We start from the raw sequence: 20,895 nt of genomic DNA on the forward strand, positions 1-20,895 counted from the left end.
ACACGACACGAAAATGTCATGCAAAAAGCCTAACTTGGCTCAGGTATTGCTGATCTAGACCAAACAATCCGAAACGAACACTTCTTGCAAGAAGTGCACTAGGAGCTCCGAATGAAACATCTTTTGTTGGCATCACTCCTCGGTTCAGCCATGGCAATGAGTTCGCTGGTCATGGCTGCGGACACAGACCTTAAAACGCTGGAGGCTGCGGCCAAGGCTGAAGGTGCGGTCAATAGTCTCGGCATGCCGGATGACTGGGCTAACTGGGGTGGCATCTGGAAAGACCTGGAAACCAAATACGGCCTCAAGCACATGGACACCGACATGAGTTCGGCCCAGGAGATCGCCAAATTCGATGCGGAGAAAGACAACGCCAGCGGTGACATCGGCGACGTGGGTGCCGCGTTCGGTCCTATAGCCGTTGCCAAAGGCGTGACCCAGCCTTACAAGCCAACCACTTGGGAGCAGATTCCGGAATGGGCCAAGGACAAGGACGGCCATTGGGCGCTGGCCTATACCGGCACCATCGCCTTTATCGTCAACAAGAACCTGTTGCACGGCTCTGAAATACCGAAAAGCTGGGCCGACCTGAAAACCGGTAAATACAAGGTTTCCATTGGTGATGTAAGCACTGCTGCGCAAGCAACCAATGGCGTACTGGCCGCAGCCATTGCCATGAAAGGCGACGAAAGCAACATCGAGCCAGGCCTGGCACTGTTCACCGACCTGGCCAAGCAGAAACGCCTGTCACTGGCCAACCCGACCATTCAAACCATCGAAAAAGGCGAAATCGAAGTCGGCGTGGTCTGGGACTTCAACGGTCTCAACTACAAAGCCAAGATGGCCAAACCGGATGACTACGTGGTGCTGATCCCGTCGGACGGCTCGGTGGTTTCCGGCTACACCACCATCATCAACAAATACGCCAAGCACCCGAACGCCGCCAAACTGGCGCGTGAATACACCTTCAGCGATGCCGGTCAGATCAACCTGGCCAAAGGCAATGCGCGTCCGATTCGCGTCGAACACATCAAGCTGCCAGACGACGTGAAAGCCCAGTTGCTGCCGCATGAGCAATACCTCAATGCCAAGCCGATCAAGGACGCAGATGCCTGGGAAAAAACCTCCAAAGCGCTGCCTCAGAAGTGGAACGAGCAGGTCATCATCGAGATGAACTGATTCTCTCCTGCGGCTCAGGGATGAAGTCGTGTACATCGGGCGAGCCAGACTCGCCCGTTCTTTTAAAGCGAGTCGCCCATGAAACACAACGTCATCCTGATCGTGCTCGATGGCCTCAACTACGACGTGGCCCGCCACGCAATGGGCCATCTTCAAGCCTGGCATGATGCTGGCCGCGCCGCGCTCTACAAGCTGGAATGCGAGCTACCCGCCCTCTCCCGCCCCCTGTACGAATGCATATTGACCGGGGTCGCGCCTATCGACAGCGGCATCGTGCATAACAACGTTTCACGCCTGTCTAACCAGCGCAGCGTCTTTCACTACGCTCGTGACGCCGGCCTGACCACTGCAGCGGCGGCCTATCACTGGTTCAGCGAGCTGTATAACCGCACGCCGTTCGACACGGCACGCGATCGTCATACCGAGGCAACGGAACTACCCATTCAGCACGGGCTGTTCTACTGGGCCGATCACTACCCGGACTCGCACCTGTTCGCCGACGCTGAAAGCCTGCGCCTGAAACATGCACCGAACTTTCTGCTGATTCACCCCATGAACATCGACGACGCCGGGCACAAGCACGGCCTCGACACTGCGCAATATCGCAACACCGCCCGCAATGCCGACATCATTCTGGCTGACTACCTGCAACGCTGGCTGGACGCGGGTTATCAAGTGCTGGTGACCGCCGACCACGGCATGAACAACGACCGCTCGCACAATGGCCTGCTGCCGGAAGAACGCGAAGTGCCGCTGTTCGTGCTGGGTGATGCGTTCAGCCTGAATGTCCATGCAGCGCCACGCCAGACCGACCTGTGCGGCACCATCTGCGAATTGCTCGGCATACATCACGACAAACCGGTCTGCCGGGAGATGCTCAATTGACCCGATTTTCCCGAGGCAAGTGGCTGGGGCTGTTGTGCCTGGTGCCCTTTGCCGTGTTCTTCATTGTGTTTCAGATTGCGCCGCTGCTCTGGGTGGCGATTCACAGCCTGCAAAGCGACGCCGGTTGGGGCTGGGAGAACTTCACCAAGGCGTTCAGCTCGAAGTTCTATCGGCAGGCGATCCAGTACAGCCTGGAGATCAGCTTCTGGTCGAGCCTGTTCGGCATCATCATCTCTGTGCTGGGTGCCTATTCGCTGCGCAAGGTAGACTCGCGGCTGCGGGATTTCGTCAATTCGTTCGCCAACATGACCAGCAACTTTGCCGGCGTTCCATTGGCGTTCGCGTTCATCATTCTGCTGGGTTTCAACGGCGCATTGACCCTGATCCTCAAGCAAACCGGGATCATTGATGACTTCAACCTGTACTCCAAGACCGGGTTGATCATCCTCTACACCTACTTCCAGATCCCGCTTGGCGTGCTGCTGCTTTACCCGGCATTTGACGCGGTGCGCGAGGACTGGAACGAGTCGGCGGCGCTATTGGGTGCCAGCAGTTATCAATTCTGGCGCTATATCGGCCTGCCGGTCCTGACCCCTGCGCTGCTCGGTACGTTCGTGATTCTGCTGGCCAACGCGCTGGGCGCGTATGCCACGGTGTACGCCCTGACCACCGGCAATTTCAACGTGCTGCCGATCCGCATTGCCGCGATGGTGGCAGGCGATATCACCCTGGACCCGAACATGGCCAGCGCTCTGGCGATGATTCTGGTCGGGCTAATGACTCTGGTCACAGTCGTCCATCAATGGCTGTTGAAGAGGAGCTACCATGTCGCGCGCTGAACGACGGCCTGCGGGCATTTACCACAAAACCGTGGTTTACCTGCTGTTCCTGATCCTGTTATTACCGCTGGCCGGGACCTTTCTGTACTCGATTTCCACCAGTTGGTCGGCGACCATTCTGCCCAGTGGCCTGACCTTCAAGTGGTACGTGGCGCTGTGGAGCGATCCGCGTTTTCTGGCGGCGTTCGGCCAGTCACTACTGGTATGCGTCGGCGCGTTGATACTCTCGGTGGTGCTGATTCTGCCGCTGTTGTTTGTCGTCCATTACTACTTCCCGCGCCTCGACGGGCTGATGAACATCCTGATCCTGCTGCCGTTCGCCGTGCCGCCCGTGGTCTCGTCGGTGGGCCTGCTGCAACTCTATGGCTCCGGCCCCATGGCCATGGTCGGCACGCCGTGGATTCTGATCGGCTGCTATTTCACTGTTGCCCTGCCTTTCATGTACCGCGCCATCACCAATAACCTGCAGGCCATCAACCTGACGGACCTGATGGACGCCGCCCAATTGCTTGGAGCCAGTACCTGGCAAGCAGCGTTCATGGTCGTGCTGCCTAACCTGCGCAAGGGCCTGATGATCGCGCTGCTGCTGTCATTCTCGTTCCTGTTTGGCGAATTCGTGTTCGCCAACCTGCTGGTCGGCACTCGCTATGAAACCCTGCAGGTCTACCTGAACAACATGCGCAACAGCAGCGGTCACTTCAACAGCGCGCTGGTGATTTCCTATTTCCTCTTCGTGCTGGTGCTGACCTGGGCCGCCAATCGACTGAACAAGGACAAAGACTGAAATGAGTTTTGTCAGCATTGAAAACCTGCAGAAAAGCTATGCCAGCACGTCAGTGTTCAGCGACATCAACTGCAGTATCACGAAAGGCGAGTTTGTCACCTTGCTCGGCCCGTCCGGCTGTGGCAAGTCCACGTTATTGCGCTGCATTGCCGGGCTTACGCCAGTCAATAGCGGGCGCATCCTGCTTGATGGCACTGACCTGGTGCCGCTCACACCACAAAAACGCAACATCGGCATGGTGTTCCAGAGCTACGCGCTGTTTCCCAACATGACCGTCGAGCAAAACGTCGCGTTTGGCCTGCGGATTCAGAAAGTCAGTGCGGCCGACAGCGAAAAGCGCGTTGCCGATATTCTGCGCATGGTCGAGCTGCACGACTTTGCCACGCGTTATCCGCATCAGTTATCCGGCGGGCAATGCCAGCGCGTGGCTCTGGCGCGCTCGCTGGTCACTCGCCCACGCCTGCTGTTGCTTGATGAGCCGCTGTCGGCACTGGATGCGCGAATTCGCAAAAACCTGCGTGAGCAGATCCGCGCCATTCAGCGCGAGCTGGGCCTTACCACGATCTTCGTGACCCACGATCAGGAGGAGGCGCTGACCATGTCCGACCGCATCTTCCTGATGAACGAAGGCCGGATCGTGCAGAGTGGTGACGCAGAAACCCTTTACACCGCTCCGGTTGACGTGTTCGCTGCGGGTTTCATCGGCAACTACAACCTGCTGGAAGCCGAAGACGCCACACGTCTGATGCAACGCCCGATCACCAGCCGCATTGCGATTCGCCCTGAATCGATCCAATTGAGCCTGACCGGCGAACTGGAAGGCGAAGTACGCAGTCACAGTCTGCTCGGCAACGTCATCCGCTACCGGATACAGGCCCGCGGCGTGGAACTGGTGGTCGACGTACTGAACCGCAGCGCCGACGACCTGCACCCGGATGGAAGGCGTGTAACACTGAACATCGAACCGTCGGCGCTCTGTGCTCTGAACTAACCGTGCCCTGAACTGATTTTGTTCTGCACGGATAACGCCACACGCTTGCCGATCAAGACGCCAAGCGTGAAGCTGACAGCTGATTCAACAGACTTTTAGGAGAAACGCACATGCCCCTGGCAATTTTCGACCTTGACGAGACCCTGATCGGCGGCGACTGTGCCACGCTCTGGAGCGAGCAGATGGGTCGCCTGGGCTGGGTCGACTCAACCTCGTTCATGCAGCGCAACGACGAACTGATGGCCGCCTACAGCGCAGGCGAGCTGGCAATGGAAGACTACATGGCGTTCAGCCTTGAACCCATGGCTGGCCGTACGCCTGAAGAAATCGATCATCTGGTCGGCCCGTGGGTTGAGGACGTCATCGAGCCGATCATCTACAGCGACGCCTGCAAATGTATTGCTCAGCATCGCGCCAAAGGCGACCGGATTCTGGTGATCTCGGCGTCAGGTGTGCACTTGGTAAAACCCATCGCAGAACGCCTCGGGATCGACGAAGTGCTGGGTATCGAACTGGACGTGCAACATGGCGTGTACAGCGGTGCCACGGTCGGCGTGCTGACCTATCGGGAAGGCAAGATCACGCGCCTGATGGAGTGGCTGGACGCCGAAGGGGAAAACCTTGAGGGGGCGAGCTTCTACTCGGATTCACGCAATGACCTGCCGCTGCTGCTCAAGGTTGACCACCCCAATGTGGTCAACCCCGATGCCGTGTTACTGGAACACGCGCGGAAAGCAGGCTGGCCGATGCACAACTGGAGCTGAGTCCAGAGGCACCACCGGGTCAGACCAGGCTTTCGTCGATGACCAGCACGATCTTGCCGGACACCGTGTTGGTCGCCAGCTCTTCGAACGCAGCGTCGGCATCCTTGATCGCAAAGGATTTCGCCAGTTGCGGCTTGAGGCGGCCTTCAGTGAACAGCGGCCAGACGTGCTGGCCCAGGTCGCTGAGCAGGTCGGCCTTGAATGTGTCATCGCGACTGCGCAAGGTCGAACCCATCAACTGGATACGTTTGCCCAGCACGTGCGCCAGATCCACCTGCGCCTCGCGCCCGCTCATGATACCGATCAGCACCCAGCGACCGTCCAGAGCCAGCAGTTTGACGTTGAGTTCGGCGTAGCTTGCGCCCACCGGGTCGAGAATGACGTTGAACGGTGCAAAATCGTTCAGGCCTTCAAGACTTTCGCTACGTACTACGCCGCCCTGTGCTCCCAGTTCGACGCAATAGGCCAGACGCTCGGTCGAACCGACACTGACCCAGACCGGGTTGCCGAACGCTTTGCAAAGCTGAATACCGGCTGAACCAACCCCACTTGCGCCTGCGTGCAACAACACCTTTTCACCCGGCTTGAGGCCTGCCAGCTGAAACAGATTGAGCCACGCGGTGGCATACACCTCAGGGATGGCGGCGGCCTCATGCAGCGACAGCCCTTCTGGAACTGGCAGTACATGTCGCCCGTCGACCACCACTTCTTCAGCCATCGCCCCGCCCGCCAACAGCGCGCAGACGCGGTCTCCGACCACCCAGGACGTACCCGGACCCACTTCGGCGATCACCCCCGAGCACTCCAGACCGAGCGTTTGAGTGACGCCGGGCGGCGGCGGATACTTGCCCTCGCGCTGTAACAGATCGGCTCGATTCAAACCTGCCGCAGCCACTTTGATACGTACCTGCCCCACATCAAGGGCCGGACTCGGCTCCTCGACCCATTCCACATGTCCTTCAACGCCTTGCAATGCCTTCACGGTGCCTCCATAGTGAGTCCAGACTGAGCCCGTGGCTGTTTTGCCCGGGCTTTTGCATTATGCGGCCGGGTCCGAAGGAACCGGCGACCTCAAAGACGGCCTAATATGCGTTATCAATTGTCCTCGCGTCGAATCAGCATGAAGCAATTATTCCCCAGCACTGCCCTCGCACTGTTTGTCGGCCTTAGCGTTTTGCCGATGTCAGCCAGTACCTTTGCCGCCAACAGCTGGGATAATCTTCAGCCGGACCGCGACGAAGTGATTGCCAGCCTCAACGTGGTTGAGCTGCTCAAACGACATCACTACAGCAAGCCGCCCCTGGACGACAAGCGTTCAGCGATTATTTACCAGAGCTACATCAAGCAACTGGACCCCTCGCGCAGCTATTTCATGGCCAGCGACATTGCCGAATTCGACAAATGGCAGTTCCAGTTCGACGACTTCCTCAAAAGTGGTGACCTGAATCCGGGTTTCACTATCTACAAGCGCTACCTGGACCGCATCAAGGCGCGTCTGGACTTCGCGCTGGCTGAATTGAGCAAGGGCGTCGACAAGCTTGATTTCAATACCAAGGAAACCCTGCTGGTGGACCGCAAGGACGCCGCATGGCCCAAGGACACGGCCGAGCTGGACGAGCTATGGCGCAAGCGCATAAAAGATGAAGTCCTGCGCCTGAAGATCGCAGGCAAGGACCCGGCGAAGATCCAGGAAACCCTGACCAAGCGTTACAAGAATCAGCAGGCCCGTCTGAACCAGACTCGCGCCGAAGATATCTTCCAGGCCTACATCAACACTTTCGCCATGTCTTATGACCCGCACACCAACTACCTGTCGCCTGACAGCGCGGAAAACTTCGACATCAACATGAGCCTGTCGCTGGAAGGCATCGGCGCCGTGTTGCAGAGCGATAACGACAACGTGAAAATCGTGCGTCTGGTCCCGGCAGGCCCTGCGGCCAAAACCAAGCAGGTCGCGCCAGCCGACAAGATCGTGGCCGTTGCCCAGGGCGACAAGGAAATGGTCGATGTGATCGGCTGGCGTCTGGATGAAGTCGTCAAGCTGATCCGCGGTCCGAAAGGTTCCGTGGTCCGTCTGGAGATCATCCCGGCCAGCAATGCGCCGAATGACCAGACCAGCAAGATTGTCGCCATCACCCGTGAAGCGGTGAAACTTGAAGAGCAGGCGGCCAAGAAGTCGATCCTGCACCTCAAACAGGATGGCAAGGACTACAAACTCGGGGTCATCGACATCCCTGCGTTCTATCTGGACTTCAAGGCCTACCGTGCTGGCGATCCGGAATACAAGAGCACCACCCGTGACGTGAAGAAACTGCTTACCGAGCTGCAGGCCGAGAAGGTCGATGGCGTGGTACTGGATCTGCGTAACAATGGTGGCGGTTCGTTGCAGGAAGCGACCGAGCTGACCAGTCTGTTCATCGACAAGGGCCCGACCGTGCTGGTGCGTAACGCCGACGGCAAGGTCGATGTGCTGGAAGACGAAGCCAAAGGCGCGTTCTACAAAGGCCCTATGGCCTTGCTGGTCAACCGCCTGTCCGCTTCGGCATCTGAGATTTTCGCTGGCGCGATGCAGGATTATCACCGTGCGCTGGTGATTGGTGGCCAGACCTTCGGCAAGGGCACCGTGCAGACCATTCAGCCGCTCAATCATGGCGAACTGAAGCTGACTCTGGCCAAGTTCTATCGGGTTTCCGGTCAGAGCACCCAGCATCAGGGTGTAGTGCCGGACATCACTTACCCGTCGCTGATCGATACCAAGGAAATCGGCGAGAGCGCGCTGCCCGAGGCCATGCCATGGGACAGCATCAAACCGGCGATCAAGCCGGCAATCGACCCGTTCAAGCCGTTCCTGGCGCAGTTGCAGGCGCGTCATGAAGCACGTTCGGCGAAAGACGCCGAGTTCGTGTTCATTGAAGACCGTCTGGCGCTGGCCAAGAAGCTGATGAACGAAAAAACGGTCAGCCTCAATGAAGCCGACCGTCGTGCCGAGCATGCGTCCATCGAAAGCAAGCAGCTCGCGCTGGAAAACACCCGCCGCAAGGCCAAGGGTGAAGAGCCGCTCAAAGAGTTGAAGAAGGAAGACGAAGACGCGCTGCCGGTGGAAGACGAGAAAACCAAACCCGAGGACGATGCCTACCTGGCAGAGACCGGGCGTATTCTGATCGACTATCTGGGGCTAAGCGCCGCTGTGGCGAAAAAATAAGACAGACTCATTGATGGCCATTTAGCGTCAACGTCATCAAACAGTCATGAAGCTGTCGTGAAATACGGGGCTGAACGCGCAAGCGCTCAGCCCTTTTTTATTCTCTTCGAGACGACCATGACCCTAACCGAGCAGTTGAGCACACTGAGTTCGATTCTGGCTCGTGGTGATTTGCACAGCTTGTTCCAGCCCATCGTGTCGCTATCGGAACGTCGCATTCTGGGTTATGAAGCCTTGACCCGCGGACCGTCCAACAGCGCGTTGCATTCGCCCCTGAACCTGTTTTCCATCGCTCGACAGGCAGGCCGCCTGAGTGAGCTGGAACTGAGTTGCCGTGACAGCGCCTGCCGGCGTTTCAGCCAGCAGAAGTTGCCGGGCAAGCTGTTTCTCAACGTCTCTCCCGAATCGCTGCTCGAAACGTCTCATCCACCGGGCCGCACCCTGGAAATGCTGCGCCGTTATCAAATCGCGCCCAAGGATGTAGTCATCGAACTGACCGAGCAGATGCCCACCGATGATTTCGACCTGCTGTACAACGCGCTGCACCACTACCGCGACATGGGCTTCTCCATCGCGCTGGATGATCTGGGTGCCGGTTATTCGAGCTTGCGACTCTGGTCGGAGCTGCGCCCGGACTACGTGAAAATCGATCGGCACTTCATCGACGGAATTCACCAGGATGCGGTGAAGCGCGAGTTCGTTGGCTCCATGCTGCAGATGGCCAAGGCTTCCAGAGCGACCGTGATTGCCGAAGGCATCGAATTGCCCGAAGAGCTGGCGGCGCTGAAGGACATGGGCGTGGATCTGGTTCAGGGCTATCTGCTTGCCCGTCCGCAAGAGCGCCCGCCACGCGACACCCGCGCCATGCTGCCCAAGGCAGAGACCACCAGCGCGCCGTTGAACGAAGAAGCGGCAGACCTTTCTGCCCTGCTCAACCCGCAACCATCAGTCAGCCAGTCCACGCCCACAGCTGAGGTGCTGGAAGCGTTTCGCAGGCAGGCCAATCTCAATTCGCTGGCCGTGCTGGACGACGAGGCCAGGCCCTGCGGCATCGTCCATAGGCATTCATTGTCCGAGGCACTGCTCAAGCCCTTTGGTACCGAACTGTTTGCCCGCAAGCCAATCAGCCGCCTGATGAGTGATGACTTTCTGGCCGTGGAAGTCAGCCAGACACTGCAACAGGTCAGCCGACTGTTGACCAGCCGAGCCCGGCAGCGCATCGAAGAGGATTTCATCATCATCTCCAACGGTACCTATCTGGGCCTGGGACGGGTCATCAATGTTCTGAAGCTGATTACCGAGATGAAAATCCAGCAGGCACGTTACGCTAACCCGCTGACCCTGCTGCCCGGCAATGTTCCGATCCAGCAATGCCTGATGCGTCTGCTGCAACAGGGCCGCGAATCGGTGATCTGCTATGTGGACATTGACAGCTTCAAGCCTTTCAACGACATCTACGGCTACGCCCGTGGCGATGAAGTGCTGCTGTGTCTCGCGCAGTGTCTGAACGACCGTATCGACCCAAGCAGAGACTTTGTCGGACACATCGGCGGGGATGATTTTCTGATGGTGCTGGGCATTGAGGATTGGGAGCGCCGCCTGAAAACCCTGCTGGATGATTTCCAGAATCAATGCCGACGTTTCTACCGCGCGGAGCATCTGGAAGCCGGTTGCTTCGTCGCCCTCAACCGACAGGGGCAGCGTCAGGAATTCCCGTTGCTATCGCTGTCGATTGGCGTAGTGCATCTGCACGAAGAAAGCTGCACGCTGGTCGATGCCAGCCAGCTGGCCGACCTGGCCTCACAAGCCAAACATTTCGCCAAGGACGTTGCTGGCGCGAGCATTCATGTGATCGATTCGACGCGGCTGGATTTATTGGTACAAGCGTGAGGATAAATGAGCTGAACGTGCGACTTCGCGAGCAAGCTCGCTCCCTCGGGTTCGCTGTTGTGGGAGTGACCGGGCGGCGATCCGCATTACTCACGAAGGGGTCGATACAGCCACTGAAGATTCGGGGGCCGAATCGCTACTGCACCTCCACTTCCGGGTAGCTGTATTCAAACACCCGAACCACTTCGGCGGCGTGCCACGAGGCGGCGGCGACGCCATCTGACGGCCCAGAGAAGCGTCCGAGGCGCTCTGCGCATTCAAAAAAACCTGGGCGCGGCAAGCGGCTTGCGCCCTGGCTGATCACCAGAGAGCTGCGCAAAGGCTGTTCCGCGCGGGCGTCCATGGCGGCCAGATGCTCCAAGGCTGCGGTCAGGGTCTGCATGGCCGGACTGGGCAATTGCAAACGCTCGACCAACGCGCGATAGGTCAGCAGATGACGCTGGCGGCGCGCCTGATCGAGCTCATTGAGCAGGCCGTCCCAATGCTGACGGCTGATGCGCACGCTCACGACTCGCCTCGCCAGCCCGGCACTCCAAGCTCCCATGCCAGGCTGCGCTTTATTGCAGCATCCGGCTGACGAGTACCATTCTCGATCAACTCCAGATAAGACGGACTGATGCCGACCGTACGCGCCAGGCTGGCCACTTCAAGACCTTTGGCCTCGCGCAGTGCCCGCAACTCATCGAACCCTGGAAGCTCACCGGCAGCGATGCCGGAAGTCGATGCAACCGGTTCCTGGCGCGGCTTGCCGACCAACCCGGCAGCCTTCAGCAGTGCCTGGTACTGAGCCCAGGGCAGCACTGCATATTCCGGCTCACCGTCACGGGATATCACTTGAAGATCCATAGAGTCACCTTGTACTACACGACCGCACACTGATCAGGCTTGATTCATAGGCTGGCATCTTAACAGCGGAACGCTATGGCTTGTGTTCAATCGGTGAGACTTACACCTTACCCCGCTCTTTCTCCAGCAGCGCCTGGGTCTTGAGCAGTTGCTCGACCACGATGAGTTTCTCGGGCGGTTGCTGCTCGCGCCACGCACGAAAAGCATCCAGTTCGTCGCTCAAGTGCTTGGTGACCCAGGCCAGCACTGCGATGTCATCGAACATCCCCAGGCCTGGAATCCAGTCAGGAATAGCGTCCAGCGGGCTAAGGAAATACATCAGGCCCGCGACAATGGACAAAATGGCTTTAGGACTGATGCTTCGGTACTCACCACGCCAGTAAGCCAGACACAAGGCCTGGAGCAAACGCAGATCGTCCTTGAGCTTGCCCAGACGATTACCTTCACTGTTGCCCTTGCGTGCGACAGCAAACAGCAACCCTGGCAGTCGCCCCGCTGCCAGCAGACGCCGGGCTCCGGGCAGATAACGAATAAAATTCCACGGTGCTTTCATACCCACTCCCGTTCAGCAAAATGTCTTTCGATAAAAGCAGATCCGGCGAACCTGCCTGGCCGGTACCACAAGGTTATCCACAATAATTGTGGATAACCTTGTGAACAGTGGCTTTTTTCATGCCTGAACTCCCCGTTATCGGGGGACCACAGTCAAATCGGGCGTTTTTTACTCACAAAAAAGCTACAAAGGTGTGAAACCGCCCCCTCGCTCAAGCGAGTGCCGTTACCTTGCCGGACTATCGGACAATGCTACTGCGCGCTTCCATGATAGTGGGACTGCCCGAATGTCCAAGCGTTCGGGAAATAAGCCGGACACAAAAACGCCCTGTCGAGACAGGGCGTTTTCTGTAGCCAGGTAGTGCGTTACTTCTTGGCCGGAGCCGAAGCGGCAGGAGCTGCCTCTTCTTCTTCGTCAGCATCAGCACCAGCTGTCGGAGCAGCTGCCGGGTCTTTGATGCCAAGCAACTCAAGGTCAAAGACCAGTACCGAATTTGCCGGGATCGCAGGGCTCGGGCTCTGCGCGCCGTACGCCAGATCACTAGGGATGAAGAGTTTGATCTTCTCGCCTACGTGCATCAGTTGCAGACCTTCGACCCAACCCGGGATAACGCCGCCTACAGGCAGGTCAATCGGGCTGCCGCGTTCAACGGAACTGTCGAAGACCTTGCCGTCAATCAGTTTGCCTTCGTAGTGAACAGTCACAACATCGGTAGGCTTAGGCTGAGCGCCATCCGCTTTCTTGATGATTTGATACTGCAAGCCGGAAGCAGTGGTGACCACGCCATCCTTTTTGCCGTTCTCTTCGAGGAATTTCTTGCCAGCGGCCGAAGCCTCTTCGCTCATCTTGGCCAGACGCTCCTCGGAGCGCTTCTGCAGGGCCGAGAAGGCTTCAACCAGCTCTTCGTCTTTGAGTTTCTGATCTTTCTTGCCGACTGCGTCTTCGATACCCAGGGCCACAGCCTTGGAATCCAGATCATCCATACCTTCCTGAGCCAGGCTTTTGCCCATGTTCAGACCGATGCCATAAGACGCTTTTTGTGCCGGAGTTTTCAGCTCTACGGTGCTGGCTTGCTTGTCACAACCTGCGAGTACCAGACCGACCAGGGCAATCGCCGCTGCCAACCGATGCTGTTTCATGCTAATTCCTTGTTCATGCGCCAAAAGGGCAAACGAGTAAAGCCGCGAGCTTATCAGGCCGCCGCGATCAATGGCTACCGGCATGAGAGGGAGAAAACGCCGATAAGTTCAGGTATCCAAAGGTTTTCCCGGCGCGGCACTGGATTGTTCAGTTGCAGTTCAGTTTGTGATTCGCATGGGAAACACGCGGGTTTGCAGTGAAGGGCTCATGACACGGGGCTGACCACCCCGGCATGAGGCCAGCGCTTACTGGTCTGCAGCACACGCAGGTGCCCGGCTCGTGCCACTGCGCGAACAAAGTCCTGCACATTGATCGTACCTGCGGCGAGTTGCGCCTGGATGGACTCAGCCCCCGAGTACACGCGCGATACGCTTCGTAAAAGCCGAAGCTCCTCGTCGGACCGGCTGGGTGTGTACGCGAGCAGCGCACCATCGGCTGCCGAGAAATAAACTGCCGACATCTCGAAGCCGTAACGAATTGGCGAGCCTTTGGGTCGCTGTGCAGGCTTGTACCGATAACTGAACATGCGATGCAGATCGTCCGGGTCGAAGAAATCACTCACTACTTCACGCCCGCCCTCAGCTACGAGGTTGGCAGATGAAAAATACATGCCGTCAACACGATAGCCATCAGGTAATGCAGGCCGGTAGTAAGCATCGGGGTGAAACGCCGAACAGGGTGCGTAGACCGGAGCGCCATCTTCAAGGATCGGCTCGGCGATCAGGTAAGCGCGCGTTACCGGGTTGAACAGTAGGAAACCGATGATCTGCGAATGAATGCGAGTACCAATCCGGCCGTGCGCGTAACGTGCAGCTTCATCAGCACGGGTGAACGGCACGCTGAGGCTCAGAGGCCTGGGTGGCCATTGCACGGCGCAGCTTGCAGGCGATGTCACAGGAGGCGTGCGAGTGGCGGCATCGTCCGGATAAGGGCGCCAGTCTGTAGACACTTTCCCGACCCGCCCCCACAGACGACTGGGCACTATCACTTCCAGATCCCCGGCACCTGCGAGCAACCGGACCACATCACTGGGCAGCATGGTGAGGTTCTGCAGCGCCTTGTGGATCTGACTGAGTTCACTCAGGTGCGGCATGCCTGGCGGTCCGGCTACGCGCGCGAACAGCGTGTCTTCGGCGGCAGAACGGGACAGCGTGTATTTGATCAAGGAGCCGTCAGGTCCGGAAAGATAAGTCGCCGGACAAACCTCCTGGTCATCGATCGCTGCATAGATGTCGCCCGCTGAAAAACTGTTCGGGTAGGTAACCTTTTCACGCTCCGGCCATTCTTCAAGCCCGGCCTGAAGTGACGGGTGAGAATGGTAAATCGCATAGTCGTCATACCCTTGCGGGTAGAGCACATACCCCTCCTCATCGTTGCGCGGAAAGACTTCGTTGGGGTCAAAGCTGAACCGGCTGCCGTTCATGGGTTCGGTCGCAACGTACTTGCCATCCTTGCGAACCAGAATAAAGCCGCCGTATTCACGGTCACGCCGATTGCCGATCCGCTCATGGGCATAGCGCGCCGCATCATCAGGATGATCGAAAGGCACGCTAAACGCTGGCATGCCGGGATGATGGTCAACGGACCGTTTTTCAATTCTTTTTCTGGGGTGCATCCGAGGCTCCTTGAAAGCCTGACTGATTGAGTCATTAGCGTAAGGAAACTCAGGGTGGCGGGTGACATAGATGAATATGACAACAGGTAGACGCCGCGGCACCCGGCAACATGAAACTAAAGATAATTTTTAACCGTTAACGGATGTGGTTCGATCCGCTGCGTGGGCGAATCTGCCCAGCCCCTGTTTCGATCACCACGACTGGCGATCAGGGCTTATGCAGTTTGTCGTGCTCAGGAACGTGTTATGCAATCGAACAATCGTTTTCGCCCGATGCGCTCGAGAGTTTGCCAGTTGGCAGGCCTTGCAGCCATCACCGCAGCAGTCATGTTGCCGGTCAGCTCAGCCTACGCGACCAAGAAGCCACCTATTGTTGTAACCGAGGGCATCAAGGCATACAGGCTGTGCACAGGCCCCGACAATCTGTCACACGTCATCGAAGGCTCGATTGATCAAAAGGCAATGACCGATGTCAACGCCCTGCACTTCAAGGAAACCCCGGCGCACTCGCAATATGACTGGCACGCCGCACCGGAAGAGCAATACGTGATCACCCTTTCAGGCACGCTCGAATTTTCCACCACGGGTGGAGAGAATTTCGTACTGCGCCCAGGGGAAATATTATTGGCACAGGACACCACCGGCCCTGGCCATCGCTGGAAACTGATAGACGACCAGCCGTGGCGACGCGCTTACGTCATTACCAAACCAGGCGACAAGGCTGCATTCGTACCAAAGGACGGAGCTGCTTCGAAGGGCTGCTGACGTCCAGAGCTCAATGCGGGTCTTGCAGCGGGACAACCTGATCCAGACTGGCAAAACGCTCCACCAGAAAATCGATCAGACAACGCACCCTGGCGGACAAATGCAACTGCTGCGGATAGACCGCGTAGACGTCCGCCCGAGTGGGTGTCTGGTCTTCAAGCACCAGACGCAGACGGCCACTGCGCACGTACCGGGCAATGTCCCATTCAGCCCGCAGCAAAATGCCGAACCCTTCCAGCGCCCAGTTCAGTGCGACCTCACCGTCATTGCAGCCCAATGCGCCATGTACCTTGACGTTCTGCGTACGCCCCCCGTTGCTGAAGCTCCATACCCCGTAGGGTGTTTCGTTCTGACGCAGAAAAATACAATTGTGGTGCTGCAGTTCCGCCAGACGTGTCGGCGTACCGTGCTTTTCCAGGTACAGCGGTGATGCGCAGAGCAGACGTCGATTGGATGCGATCTTGCGCGCATGAAAGGCCGCGTCCGGAAGGCTGCCGAAACGAATGCCCAGATCAAAACCATGGGTGGCCAAATCCAGTGGGTGGTCACTGATTTCCAGCTGGATCTGAACCTCGGGGTAACGGGCAAAAAAAGCCGCCAGTGCCGGGCCTATATGGCGGCGACCGAAACCCAGTGAAGCGTTGACCCTGATGAGCCCTTTGGGGCTGGCAGAACTGCTGGTGATCAACTGCTCGACTTCATCGATCTGGGTCAGAATCCGCGCCGCATGGCTGAAATACAACTCGCCCTCGGCAGTCAGACTCATGGACCGCGTGGTGCGATTCACCAGGCGTGTGCCGAGCCGCGCCTCCAGAAGGCTCAAGCGTTTGCTGATGGCAGGCGGCGTCACGCCCAGTTCGCGGGCTGTCGCGGCAAGACTGCCCTGCTGAGCCAACAGATGGAAAAACGACAGGTCCTGTGTCTGGTTCATTGGTAACTCAAAGTTAATTATGTAGTGATTTCGAGTAACTCATACGTTCCGGTTCACTACATATACTCCGTCCACACCCTGTCGAACAGAGCGTTCGCAGGCACAACAAAAAGCACCGGACAGTGGAGTGGACCATGAGCAGTTACAACATTGCAGCAGTACCCGGCGACGGCATTGGCGTGGAAGTGATCGCCGCAGGTGTTGAAGTCCTGCAGGCGCTGTCAAAAAAATCCGGCTTCGACCTGACCTTCAAACACTTTGACTGGAATTCGGATAACTACCTGAAGAACGGCCACTACATTCCTGGAGGCGGTCTGGCCGAACTCAAGACATTCGATGCGATTTTCTTCGGCGCAGTGGGTGCCTTGAATGTACCCGACCATATTTCCCTGTGGGGTTTGCGCCTGCCGATCTGCCAGGGCTTTGACCAATACGCCAACGTACGTCCAGCGCGCGTTCTGCCTGGCGTAAAGAGCCCGCTGCACAACGGCCACGAGATCGACTGGGTCGTCGTTCGCGAAAACTCCGAGGGCGAGTACTCCGGCAATGGCGGGCGCGTGCATCGTGGTTTGCCAGAGGAAGTCGCAACCGAGGTTTCGGTGTTCACACGGGCCGGTGTAGAGCGCATTCATCGCTTCGCTTTCGAACTGGCGCGCACTCGCCCGCGCAAGCACCTGACCATGGTCACCAAGTCCAACGCGCAGCGCCATGGCATGGTGTTGTGGGACGAGATTTTCTACGAAGTGGCCAAGGACTTCCCGGACGTCAGGATCGACAAGGAGCTGGTGGATGCCGTGACCACGCGCATGGTGCTCAAGCCATCGTCGCTGGATGTCATCGTCGCCACCAACCTGCACGCCGACATCCTTTCCGATCTGGCTGCCGCCCTGTCCGGCAGTCTGGGCATCGCCCCTACCGCCAACCTCAACCCAGGCCGCAACTTCCCGTCGATGTTCGAACCGATTCACGGCTCGGCCTTCGATATCACCGGCAAAGGCGTCGCCAACCCGATTGCAACGTTCTGGACCGCTGCGATGATGCTTGAGCATCTGGGTGAATCGGCAGCGGCCAAGACCCTGATGTCGGCCATCGAGGCGGTCACCGAAAGCGGTCTGCATACCCCGGACCTCGGTGGCACGGCCACCACCAGGCAGGTCACCGACGCGGTACTGCAACTGATCAACCGCTGAGGCGCGTTCGCCAGATCATCGTCGTATCGCGGTACAACGCCACGGAGACCGGCCTGCCGAGTCTCCGGGCATTTCCTGACAACAATAAAAACTCAGGACCCGGTCATGAAAAGCATTCTAGGCAAACTGTACGTACAGGTTTTACTCGCGGTCATTCTAGGCGCCATCGTTGGCGTTGTGGCACCGGAGACCGGCGCAGCGCTCAAACCCATCGGCGATGCATTCATCAAGCTGATCAAGATGCTGCTCGCACCAGTGATTTTCCTGACAGTGGTGTCCGGCATCGCGCGCATGGAAAACATGAAGGAGCTGGGCCGCGTCGGGTTTCGGGCACTGATCTATTTTGAAGTGGTGTCGACCCTGGCGCTGGTCATTGGTCTGGTCGTGGTGGATGTATTCAAACCCGGTGCCGGGATGAACATTGATGTGGCAACGCTGGACTCTTCCAGCCTGAGCACCTACACCAGCGCGGCGAAGCATTCGTCGTTCATGGACTTTTTGATGGGCATCATTCCCGACACCATCATCGATGCATTCGCCAAGGGCAATATTCTGCAAATCCTGCTGTTCTCGATCCTGCTCGGCATCGCTCTGGCTCAGGTAGGTCCGCGCGCCAAACCTTTTGTCGATGCGCTGGACAGCCTGATGCAGGGCATGTTCAGAATCGTCAACATGGTCATGCGCCTGGCACCGCTCGGCGCATTCGGCGCAATTGCCTTCACCATAGGCAAATATGGTTTCGGTTCGCTGTTTTCTCTGGGCAAACTGATGGCCTGCGTTTACCTGACCTGCGCAGTGTTCGTGATCTTCGTACTCGGGCCGATATGCCGCTACAGCGGGTTCAGCCTCTGGAAATTTCTGCGTTTCATCAAGGAAGAACTGTTCACGGTGCTGGGCACCAGTTCATCTGAATCGGTGCTGCCACAGATGATCTCGAAAATGGAGAAAGCCGGCGTGTCAAAACCGGTCGCAGGAATGATCATTCCATCCGGCCTGACCTTCAATCCGGACGGCCAGGCGATCTACTATACGATTGCTGCGATCTTCATCGCCCAGGCGACCAACACGCCACTGACCCTGACCGACCAGTTGATCGTACTGGTGGTGCTGATGTTCACCTCCAAGGGGTCGGCGGGTGTCACGGGCTCAGGCTTCATCATTCTCGCCGCGACCCTCGCGTCACTTGGCACCATCCCGGTCGCGGGCATGGTGCTGTTACTGGGCGTGGACCGTTTCATGTCCGAAGCGCGGGCGATCACCAATACCATCGGCAACGGCGTCGGCACCATGGCCATCGCCAAATGGGTTGGCGCACTGGACAGCGAAAAGATGCACCGGGCGCTGAATGGCGAGGACGAGCCGAAACAACCCGAGCCTTTGCCCCTGCCGAAAACCGGTCAGGCCAGACCTGCCGCGATCACGGAAGGGATCAGTCCGTCGCCGACCTGAATCAGGCCAATTCGGAAATTTCGATCAGGTTCAGATCAGGATCGCGCACGTACACAGAACGAATCGGCCCGGTGGCGCCGGTACGCTCCACCGGACCTTCAACGATAGGCCAGTCCTGCTCCTGCAGGTGCGCGATGACTTGAGCCAGCGGGATGCTGGCAATGAAACACAAGTCCAGCGCACCTGGCACAGGTAGATGGGCCTTGGGCTCGAACTCTTTACCACGCTCATGGACATTGATTTTCTGATTGCCGAAGCGAAACGCCAGTCGACCCTGGCGAAAGCGTTCAGGGGCCATACCCATGACACGTACGTAAAAATCCTTGCAGGCGTCAACATCAGCAGTGGTCAATACAAGATGGTCCAGATGATCAATCACGGGATCAGCTCCGTTTGGAATAGAGTTCTGTTTACGGCAAAGGCCGCATTTCGGATCAGATGATGCCAAGCCGACGCCATTCGGCGCGAGTGGCTGCGTCTATACCATGTGCTTCGAGAACGGCGTCGGTGTGCTGACCCAAGGTCGGCGCGGGCGTTCTTACCTGGCCCGGCGTGCCTTGAAGTTTAGGCACAATCCCCGGGAGTGTAACGGGCGTGCCGTCATCCAGCGCGCTCTGCAACAACATGTCACGCGCCTGATAATGCGGGTCGCCGGCGATATCGGCAGCGTCGTAGATCTTGCCTGCCGGGATACGCGCCTCGTTGAGCGCAGCAAGAACTTCGTCCATCGAGCGCTCGGCGGTCCAGGTCGAAATGGCAGCATCAATGCGTGCCACATGCCTGACCCGCCCGTCGTTGTGCTCAAGCTCGGGGTCATTGGCCAGATCCATTCGACCGATTTTTTCCATCAACCGGCGGTAGATACTGTCGCCATTACCTGCGATCAGCGCGTACTTGCCATCATTGCAGCGGTAGGCGTTGGTCGGTGCAATGCCTGGCATGCTGCTGCCTGCTGGCTCACGGACAGTATTGAATACCGAATACTCGGGAATCAGGCTTTCCATCACGTTGAACACTGACTCGTACAACGCGACATCTATCTGCTGCCCATCACCGCCGTTCTGCTCGCGGTGACGAAGCGCCAGCAGAATGCCGATCACGCCGTGCAACGCTGCAAGTGAATCGCCGATCGACACACCGACACGCACCGGCGTACGCCCTGGCTCGCCCGACAAATGACGCAAACCGCCCATCGCCTCGCCTATTACGCCAAAACCCGGCCTGTCACGGTACGGGCCGGTCTGCCCATAGCCGGAGACGCGCAGCATGATCAGTTTCGGATTGAGGGCATGTAGCTCTTCCCAACTGAGCCCCCAACCCTCAAGCGTACCGGGGCGGAAATTCTCCACCAGCACATCGGCATCACGGATCAGCTGGCGGGCCATCTCCTGCGCTTTTGGTTGACGCAGGTCGAGGGTCACCGACTGCTTGTTGCGCGACTGCACCGCCCACCATACGGAGGTGCCGTTGTGCAGCAAACGCCATTTGCGCAAAGGATCACCGGTCAGCGGCGGCTCGACCTTGATGACCTCGGCACCGAACTCGGCAAGGATCTTCGCCGCAAAAGGTCCGGCAATAAGCTGGCCCAGCTCCACCACCTTGATGCCCTGAAGAGGTAAATTCATGACACGTCCGTTCTTGTTGGGAATGGATAGATGATCTGCGCAAATGCGGTGGATGGAAAGCCGGAGGTGTTTGACAAGGTTCTGCCCTCGCCCCCCCCCAACCCGGTGAGGCTCATTCAATCAGTTGCTGCACGCCAGCTGAAAACTCATAGAAGCGTCACCCGAGGCACCGTCCTTACCGACCATGAGACCTAAGGAAGGTCTGAAGTAGCCGGATGTTTTCCGGCTACCGAGTCCTCAGCACTTT

General features: G+C 58.0%; 20 protein-coding genes. 11 read left to right on the forward strand and 9 right to left on the reverse strand.

Annotation, left to right across the window (positions count from 1 at the left end):
- The first annotated feature begins 111 nt into the window (after positions 1 to 111).
- The 6 genes from RYA97_RS18460 (at position 112) to RYA97_RS18485 (ending at position 5,442) form a co-directional block, all read left to right on the forward strand.
- On the forward strand, positions 112 to 1,179 hold the full coding sequence (locus RYA97_RS18460) for an ABC transporter substrate-binding protein (RefSeq protein WP_057405466.1): 1,068 nt from the start codon (positions 112 to 114) through the stop codon (positions 1,177 to 1,179).
- A 78-nt stretch (positions 1,180 to 1,257) separates the two neighbouring features.
- Positions 1,258 to 2,064, forward strand: a complete 807-nt coding sequence (locus RYA97_RS18465) for an alkaline phosphatase family protein (RefSeq protein WP_004657771.1) — start codon at positions 1,258 to 1,260, stop codon at positions 2,062 to 2,064.
- The gene (locus RYA97_RS18470; RefSeq protein ID WP_002552645.1) at positions 2,061 to 2,903 is read left to right on the forward strand and encodes an ABC transporter permease; all 843 of its coding nucleotides are present in this window, start codon (positions 2,061 to 2,063) and stop codon (positions 2,901 to 2,903) included. Before RYA97_RS18465 ends, RYA97_RS18470 begins: the two co-directional genes overlap by 4 nt.
- Positions 2,890 to 3,687, forward strand: coding sequence for an ABC transporter permease (locus RYA97_RS18475; RefSeq protein ID WP_002552644.1), 798 nt, complete (start codon positions 2,890 to 2,892; stop codon positions 3,685 to 3,687). Before RYA97_RS18470 ends, RYA97_RS18475 begins: the two co-directional genes overlap by 14 nt.
- Before the next feature lies 1 nt (position 3,688).
- Entirely contained in the window at positions 3,689 to 4,678 is a 990-nt protein-coding gene (locus tag RYA97_RS18480) for an ABC transporter ATP-binding protein (protein WP_002552643.1), read from the forward strand.
- Positions 4,679 to 4,788: 110 nt separating this feature from the next.
- Positions 4,789 to 5,442, forward strand: coding sequence for an HAD family hydrolase (locus tag RYA97_RS18485; protein ID WP_117139789.1), 654 nt, complete (start codon positions 4,789 to 4,791; stop codon positions 5,440 to 5,442).
- 19 nt (positions 5,443 to 5,461) lie between these two features.
- On the opposite strand, the gene RYA97_RS18490 is transcribed toward RYA97_RS18485, so the two are convergent.
- The gene (locus RYA97_RS18490; protein ID WP_005732900.1) at positions 5,462 to 6,424 is read right to left on the reverse strand and encodes an NAD(P)H-quinone oxidoreductase; all 963 of its coding nucleotides are present in this window, start codon (positions 6,422 to 6,424) and stop codon (positions 5,462 to 5,464) included.
- A gap of 138 nt (positions 6,425 to 6,562) precedes the next feature.
- On the opposite strand from RYA97_RS18490, the gene RYA97_RS18495 reads away from it, so the two are divergent.
- Together RYA97_RS18495 and RYA97_RS18500 are read left to right on the forward strand one after the other, a co-directional pair.
- The gene (locus RYA97_RS18495; protein WP_004657761.1) at positions 6,563 to 8,644 is read left to right on the forward strand and encodes a carboxy terminal-processing peptidase; all 2,082 of its coding nucleotides are present in this window, start codon (positions 6,563 to 6,565) and stop codon (positions 8,642 to 8,644) included.
- 117 nt (positions 8,645 to 8,761) lie between these two features.
- Positions 8,762 to 10,534, forward strand: a complete 1,773-nt coding sequence (locus tag RYA97_RS18500) for a bifunctional diguanylate cyclase/phosphodiesterase (RefSeq protein WP_117139819.1) — start codon at positions 8,762 to 8,764, stop codon at positions 10,532 to 10,534.
- A gap of 136 nt (positions 10,535 to 10,670) precedes the next feature.
- Here RYA97_RS18500 and RYA97_RS18505 read toward each other — a convergent pair whose 3' ends face one another.
- The 5 genes from RYA97_RS18505 to RYA97_RS18525 all read right to left on the reverse strand — a co-directional run bounded on the left by RYA97_RS18505 (position 10,671) and on the right by RYA97_RS18525 (position 14,688).
- Positions 10,671 to 11,042 (reverse strand): hypothetical protein, encoded by a 372-nt coding sequence (locus tag RYA97_RS18505; RefSeq protein ID WP_002552638.1) that lies wholly within the window; start codon positions 11,040 to 11,042, stop codon positions 10,671 to 10,673.
- Positions 11,039 to 11,380: a helix-turn-helix domain-containing protein gene (locus RYA97_RS18510; protein ID WP_004643821.1), complete on the reverse strand. Its 342-nt coding sequence runs from the start codon at positions 11,378 to 11,380 to the stop codon at positions 11,039 to 11,041. The genes RYA97_RS18505 and RYA97_RS18510 overlap by 4 nt, the downstream gene beginning before the upstream one ends.
- Positions 11,381 to 11,480: 100 nt before the next feature.
- Positions 11,481 to 11,933 carry a YkvA family protein gene (locus tag RYA97_RS18515; protein ID WP_316892833.1) on the reverse strand — a complete coding sequence of 151 codons (453 nt, stop codon included), beginning with the start codon at positions 11,931 to 11,933 and terminating at the stop codon, positions 11,481 to 11,483.
- A gap of 365 nt (positions 11,934 to 12,298) precedes the next feature.
- A complete protein-coding gene (locus RYA97_RS18520) occupies positions 12,299 to 13,072 on the reverse strand; it encodes an FKBP-type peptidyl-prolyl cis-trans isomerase (RefSeq protein WP_002552635.1) in 774 nt (257 codons plus the stop codon).
- 206 nt (positions 13,073 to 13,278) lie between these two features.
- Positions 13,279 to 14,688: a DUF4329 domain-containing protein gene (locus tag RYA97_RS18525; protein WP_005782785.1), complete on the reverse strand. Its 1,410-nt coding sequence runs from the start codon at positions 14,686 to 14,688 to the stop codon at positions 13,279 to 13,281.
- A 246-nt stretch (positions 14,689 to 14,934) separates the two neighbouring features.
- Between RYA97_RS18525 and RYA97_RS18530 the strand changes: the two genes are divergently transcribed.
- On the forward strand, positions 14,935 to 15,453 hold the full coding sequence (locus RYA97_RS18530; RefSeq protein WP_005782786.1) for a hypothetical protein: 519 nt from the start codon (positions 14,935 to 14,937) through the stop codon (positions 15,451 to 15,453).
- A 10-nt stretch (positions 15,454 to 15,463) separates the two neighbouring features.
- Here the strand turns inward: RYA97_RS18530 and RYA97_RS18535 are convergent, their stop codons facing one another.
- Positions 15,464 to 16,384: a LysR family transcriptional regulator gene (locus RYA97_RS18535; protein WP_002552632.1), complete on the reverse strand. Its 921-nt coding sequence runs from the start codon at positions 16,382 to 16,384 to the stop codon at positions 15,464 to 15,466.
- Positions 16,385 to 16,518: 134 nt separating this feature from the next.
- Between RYA97_RS18535 and RYA97_RS18540 the strand changes: the two genes are divergently transcribed.
- Both RYA97_RS18540 and RYA97_RS18545 read left to right on the forward strand, forming a co-directional pair.
- Complete coding sequence (locus RYA97_RS18540; RefSeq protein ID WP_057454090.1) at positions 16,519 to 17,574, forward strand: tartrate dehydrogenase; 1,056 nt, start codon at positions 16,519 to 16,521, stop codon at positions 17,572 to 17,574.
- Between the two features lie 105 nt (positions 17,575 to 17,679).
- Positions 17,680 to 19,023, forward strand: a complete 1,344-nt coding sequence (locus RYA97_RS18545; RefSeq protein ID WP_005743811.1) for a dicarboxylate/amino acid:cation symporter — start codon at positions 17,680 to 17,682, stop codon at positions 19,021 to 19,023.
- A gap of 1 nt (position 19,024) precedes the next feature.
- Here the strand turns inward: RYA97_RS18545 and RYA97_RS18550 are convergent, their stop codons facing one another.
- Entirely contained in the window at positions 19,025 to 19,402 is a 378-nt protein-coding gene (locus RYA97_RS18550; RefSeq protein WP_002552629.1) for a VOC family protein, read from the reverse strand.
- A 55-nt stretch (positions 19,403 to 19,457) separates the two neighbouring features.
- Entirely contained in the window at positions 19,458 to 20,648 is a 1,191-nt protein-coding gene (locus tag RYA97_RS18555; protein ID WP_005743810.1) for a CaiB/BaiF CoA transferase family protein, read from the reverse strand.
- Between the last annotated feature and the right edge of the window lie 247 nt (positions 20,649 to 20,895).

The organism is Pseudomonas syringae group sp. 26L6 (genome assembly GCF_032587815.1).
GTDB lineage: Bacteria > Pseudomonadota > Gammaproteobacteria > Pseudomonadales > Pseudomonadaceae > Aquipseudomonas > Aquipseudomonas amygdali.

Coding starts and splice junctions, on each gene's coding strand:
- RYA97_RS18460 (WP_057405466.1), top strand. CDS start 112: ATGAAACATCTTTTGTTGGCATCACTCCTCGGTTCAGCCATGGCAATG.
- RYA97_RS18465 (WP_004657771.1), top strand. CDS start 1,258: ATGAAACACAACGTCATCCTGATCGTGCTCGATGGCCTCAACTACGAC.
- RYA97_RS18475 (WP_002552644.1), top strand. CDS start 2,890: ATGTCGCGCGCTGAACGACGGCCTGCGGGCATTTACCACAAAACCGTG.
- RYA97_RS18480 (WP_002552643.1), top strand. CDS start 3,689: ATGAGTTTTGTCAGCATTGAAAACCTGCAGAAAAGCTATGCCAGCACG.
- RYA97_RS18485 (WP_117139789.1), top strand. CDS start 4,789: ATGCCCCTGGCAATTTTCGACCTTGACGAGACCCTGATCGGCGGCGAC.
- RYA97_RS18495 (WP_004657761.1), top strand. CDS start 6,563: ATGAAGCAATTATTCCCCAGCACTGCCCTCGCACTGTTTGTCGGCCTT.
- RYA97_RS18500 (WP_117139819.1), top strand. CDS start 8,762: ATGACCCTAACCGAGCAGTTGAGCACACTGAGTTCGATTCTGGCTCGT.
- RYA97_RS18510 (WP_004643821.1), bottom strand. CDS start 11,380: ATGGATCTTCAAGTGATATCCCGTGACGGTGAGCCGGAATATGCAGTG.
- RYA97_RS18515 (WP_316892833.1), bottom strand. CDS start 11,933: ATGAAAGCACCGTGGAATTTTATTCGTTATCTGCCCGGAGCCCGGCGT.
- RYA97_RS18520 (WP_002552635.1), bottom strand. CDS start 13,072: ATGAAACAGCATCGGTTGGCAGCGGCGATTGCCCTGGTCGGTCTGGTA.
- RYA97_RS18525 (WP_005782785.1), bottom strand. CDS start 14,688: ATGCACCCCAGAAAAAGAATTGAAAAACGGTCCGTTGACCATCATCCC.
- RYA97_RS18530 (WP_005782786.1), top strand. CDS start 14,935: ATGCAATCGAACAATCGTTTTCGCCCGATGCGCTCGAGAGTTTGCCAG.
- RYA97_RS18535 (WP_002552632.1), bottom strand. CDS start 16,384: ATGAACCAGACACAGGACCTGTCGTTTTTCCATCTGTTGGCTCAGCAG.
- RYA97_RS18540 (WP_057454090.1), top strand. CDS start 16,519: ATGAGCAGTTACAACATTGCAGCAGTACCCGGCGACGGCATTGGCGTG.
- RYA97_RS18545 (WP_005743811.1), top strand. CDS start 17,680: ATGAAAAGCATTCTAGGCAAACTGTACGTACAGGTTTTACTCGCGGTC.
- RYA97_RS18555 (WP_005743810.1), bottom strand. CDS start 20,648: ATGAATTTACCTCTTCAGGGCATCAAGGTGGTGGAGCTGGGCCAGCTT.